Raw genomic sequence first — 4,135 nt, 5'->3', positions numbered from 1 at the left:
CGGATGATGTGCACGTTGGCCCGGGCTAGCAGCGCTTCCCGCGCTGGCGATGCATTGCGCGCGCAGAAGACCCAGAGCGGAATGTCGGTTGCACCCGCCACAAGTTGCGAGGTTTCGGGCAGCCGCAGCGCCGGATCGAGCACCACCCGCACCGGAGAGGCTGCCAGCATGCCGGGCAGCCGGCAGGTCAGCGCCGGATCGTCGGCAAGCACAGTACGAATACCGACCAGAATCGCATCGTTCATGGCCCGCATCAGATGCACCCGGGCCCGGGTCTCCTCCCCGGTGATCTGTACCGGCCTGCCGCCTTGCAGCGCCGCCTTGCCGTCTGCCGAGACCGCGAGCTTGAGCGTGACATGCGGGCGGCCGTCGAGAATGCGACGACTATGGCCGGCATGCGCGCGCCGGGCCTCCTCGGCGCAAAGCCCTTCGATCACCGCAATCCCGGCCGCGCGCAGACGTGCATAGCCCTCGCCCGCGACCTTCGGATTGGGATCGCCCAGAGCGGACACCACCCGCGCGATGCCGGAAGCGATGATCGCATCCGTACAGGGTGGTGTCTTGCCGTGATGCGAACAGGGTTCGAGGGTGACATACAACGTGGCCCCGCGTGCCGCCTCTCCGGCCTGTCGCAGCGCTTGCGTCTCCGCATGCGGCCGTCCGCCGGGCTGGGTCCAGCCGCGGCCCAGCACGACGCCATCCTTCACCACGACCGCACCGACTGCCGGATTGGGCCAGGCATTGCCGAGCCCCCGCCGCCCGAGCGCGAGCGCAAGCTGCATGAGACGGCGGTCTTCCGCGGAGGCCGTCACTTGCGCTGCGGCGCGGCCGCCTTGCCGTCGTCCTCGCCCGCAAGCTCGGCAAGCGCGTCCTCGAAATCCTTCGGTTCGCGGAAGTTCTTGTAGACCGAGGCGAAGCGCACATAGGCGACATCGTCGAGTTCGCGCAGATGCGCCATCACCGTCTCGCCGATGGCGTCGGTTGAAATCTCGCTTTCGCCGAGGCTTTCAAGTTCGCGCACGATCTTCGAGACCATCTGCTCGAGGCGCTCGGGATCAACGTTGCGTTTGCGCAGCGCAATCTGCAGCGAGCGCATCAGCTTGTCGCGATCAAACGGCACGCGCCGGCCGTTGCGCTTGATCACGATCAGTTCGCGCAGCTGCACGCGCTCGAAGGTCGTGAAACGGAAATGACAGGTCAGACAGACGCGGCGGCGGCGGATCGCATTGGAATCCTCGGTCGGCCGCGAGTCCTTCACCTGGGTATCGAGACTGCCGCAACTCGGACAGCGCATGACGCTCAACTCTCTCCATCGTGATGCCCGGTCTTGCGCCGGGCATCCGCGCCTGTGATGTCGAACCAAAAACGCATATGGCCGGGGCAAGCCCGGTCTCAGGAATAAATCGGAAAACGCGCCAGCAGCGCCTTGACCTTGCCGCGCACCGCAGCTTCGACCAGCGTGTCCTCTTCCGCCTGCTTCTGCGAGAGGACATCGAGAACCTCGGCGATCATCTCGCCGACCTGCTTGAATTCGGCGACGCCGAATCCCCGGGTCGTGCCCGCCGGCGTACCGAGCCGGATGCCGGAGGTGATGGTGGGCTTTTCCGGGTCGAACGGGATGCCGTTCTTGTTGCAGGTGATGTGCGCGCGGCCCAGTGCCGCTTCGGAGACTTTGCCGTTCAGCCGCTTGGGCCGCAAATCGACCAGCATCAGATGGGTGTCGGTACCGCCCGAGGTGATGTCATAACCGGCCGACTTGAGGGTTTCGGCGAGCGCCTTCGCGTTCTCCACGACGTTCTTTGCGTAAACCTTGAAGGACGGCCCCAACGCCTCGCCGAACGCGACCGCTTTCGCCGCGATCACATGCATCAGCGGACCGCCCTGCAGGCCCGGAAACACCGCCGAGTTGATCTTCTTGGCGATCTCCTCGTCGTTGGTCAGTACCACGCCACCACGCGGGCCGCGCAGCGTCTTGTGCGTGGTCGTGGTCACCACATGCGCATGCGGAAATGGCGAGGGATGCACGCCGCCGGCGACAAGCCCAGCAAAATGCGCCATGTCGACGAACAGATACGCCCCCACTTCGTCGGCAATGGCGCGAAAGGCCGCAAAGTCGATGATCCGCGGATAGGCCGAACCGCCGGCGATGATCACCTTTGGCTTGTGCTGCTGGGCGAGCTTTCGCACCTCGTCCATATCGATGCGATGGTCGTCGGGGCGCACGTTATAGGCGACGGCATTGAACCATTTGCCCGAGAAATTGATCTTCATGCCGTGGGTCAGATGCCCGCCAGCGGCGAGGTTGAGCCCGAGGAAGGTATCTCCCGGATTCATCAGCGCGAAGAACACCGCCGCATTGGCCGATGCGCCGGAATGCGGCTGCACATTGGCGAAGGCGCAGCCGAACAGCCGGGTAATCCGGTCGATCGCCAGTTGTTCGGCGATATCGACGAACTGGCAGCCGCCGTAATAGCGGCGGCCCGGATAGCCTTCGGCATATTTGTTGGTCAGCACCGAGCCTTGCGCCTCGAGCACCGCGCGGCTGACGATATTTTCCGACGCGATCAGCTCGATCTCGTCGCGCTGGCGGCTGAGTTCGCTTGCGATCGCCGCCGCGATCTCGGGATCGGTTTCTGCAAGGCTGGCCGTGAACATATCGCTGCGCGGAGTGCCGGCCGCGGACCGGTCGGTGACCGACATGGGCATATCTCCCGATGGCTATCCTTGGGCAAGTACCACGCCGGCGGCCCGGCCGCCAAGCGATAGCTTTTGTCGGGCCCTAAGCCGCAATATCTAGGATGAATTCATCCGCTCCAGGCGCCGGCGCAGCTTGGCCAGCGCGAGCTTCTGCAGATCGGCGCGGCTGGCATGGACCGGCCCCATCACCGTCACTTCAATCCCGGTCGCGGCATCGATGGCGGCGACCTTCATCACCGCGCCCACCGCGGTGAACTCGAACAGAACCTCGCGGCGTTCGCCCATTCAGGCTTCCAGAGCAAAAAAAATCAGCCGCGGCTGACCGCGGGTGCCGCCCCTACCCCGTCGCGGCCGTAGATGTCGTCGCGGAACTGTACCACCCCGTCCGGGGTCGCCCAGGCGGTCACATAGACCCAGTGGAGCGGCACCGGCGTCCGCAGCCGCGCGTCCTTGCGGTCTCCGGACCGGATCACATCGTCGATCTGCTGGCGCGACCAGCCGGGCGTCTGCGCAAGCAGCCAGGTGACCAGCTCGCGCACATTCTGAACCCGCACGCAACCGGACGAATGAAAGCGGAAATCCTCGCCGAACAGGTTTCGCGACGGCGTGTCGTGCATATAGACACCGTGCGCGGACGGGAAATTGATGCGGATTGCCCCAAGCGAATTGAAATCGCCCGGATCCTGCTTGAACATGTAATTGACCGCTTCCTCGGAATACCAGTTGATCTGCTCCGGCTGCAATTCATTGCCGCGGCTGTCGAGGATGCGGATGCGCTGCTTGGTCAGGTAATCCGGCTCCTCCTGCATCTTCGGGATGAGGTCGCGCCGCACGATCGAAACCGGCACCGTCCAGAACGGATTGAAATTCACCTCGATGATGCGGCTATTGATGTCGGGCGATGCCCGGTCCGGCTTGCCGACGACTGCGGTATGACGCGAAACCGCGACCCCGTCCTCGATCGCCTCGATCTGCGCCGCCGGGATGTTGCACATGACGAATTTCGGTCCGAGGCTGCCGGAAAAGCTCTTCAGCCGCGTCAGATTGGTTCGCAGCTGGGCAAGCCGGACCTCGGCAGGAACATTCATTGCACCGAGCGTGGTGTCGCGGACGAGGCCGTCGACCGTCAGCCCGTGCCGCGCCTGGAAGCGCCGGACGCCGGCCTCGACATAGGAATCGAACACGTCGGACGCGCCGGATTGGGTCGCAAGGTCACCGCCCGCGATCAGGCGGCGGCGCAGCGCCACCACCGCCTTGTCGCGGTTGCCAAGCCGCATCCGGTCGCTCTGCGGCACCATCGGCCAGCCGCCGTCGGCAACGAGTTTCTCGTAGCGCGGGATCGCGGCCTCCGTGGTCTGTGCGGTGGCCGGCGACAAAGTCGGCAGAGACGACTTTGGCATGCGCACCGAGCGGATGCCCGAATCGTAACCCTGGCCGA

Annotated in this window: 5 protein-coding genes; all 5 read right to left on the bottom strand. The window is 65.0% G+C overall.

From position 1 onward, the window contains the following. On the bottom strand, positions 1-782 hold a 782-nt coding region (ribD, locus tag ACK41X_RS22890), incomplete at its 3' end, for a bifunctional diaminohydroxyphosphoribosylaminopyrimidine deaminase/5-amino-6-(5-phosphoribosylamino)uracil reductase RibD (protein WP_409728453.1). 26 nt (positions 783-808) lie between these two features. Further along, positions 809-1,294, bottom strand: a complete 486-nt coding sequence (gene nrdR / locus ACK41X_RS22885) for a transcriptional regulator NrdR (RefSeq protein WP_409728450.1) — start codon at positions 1,292-1,294, stop codon at positions 809-811. A 98-nt stretch (positions 1,295-1,392) separates the two neighbouring features. After that, the gene (glyA, locus tag ACK41X_RS22880; protein ID WP_409728447.1) at positions 1,393-2,700 is read right to left on the bottom strand and encodes a serine hydroxymethyltransferase; all 1,308 of its coding nucleotides are present in this window, start codon (positions 2,698-2,700) and stop codon (positions 1,393-1,395) included. A 93-nt stretch (positions 2,701-2,793) separates the two neighbouring features. Then, on the bottom strand, positions 2,794-2,982 hold the full coding sequence (locus ACK41X_RS22875; protein WP_409728445.1) for a DUF6898 family protein: 189 nt from the start codon (positions 2,980-2,982) through the stop codon (positions 2,794-2,796). A 23-nt stretch (positions 2,983-3,005) separates the two neighbouring features. Further along, on the bottom strand, positions 3,006-4,135 hold a 1,130-nt coding region (locus ACK41X_RS22870), incomplete at its 5' end, for a murein L,D-transpeptidase (protein ID WP_409728443.1).

The sequence above is a fragment of the Pseudorhodoplanes sp. genome (assembly GCF_046289595.1).
In the GTDB taxonomy this organism is placed as follows: Bacteria; Pseudomonadota; Alphaproteobacteria; order Rhizobiales; family Xanthobacteraceae; genus Pseudorhodoplanes.
This window is presented reverse-complemented; position numbering and strand designations above follow the sequence as displayed.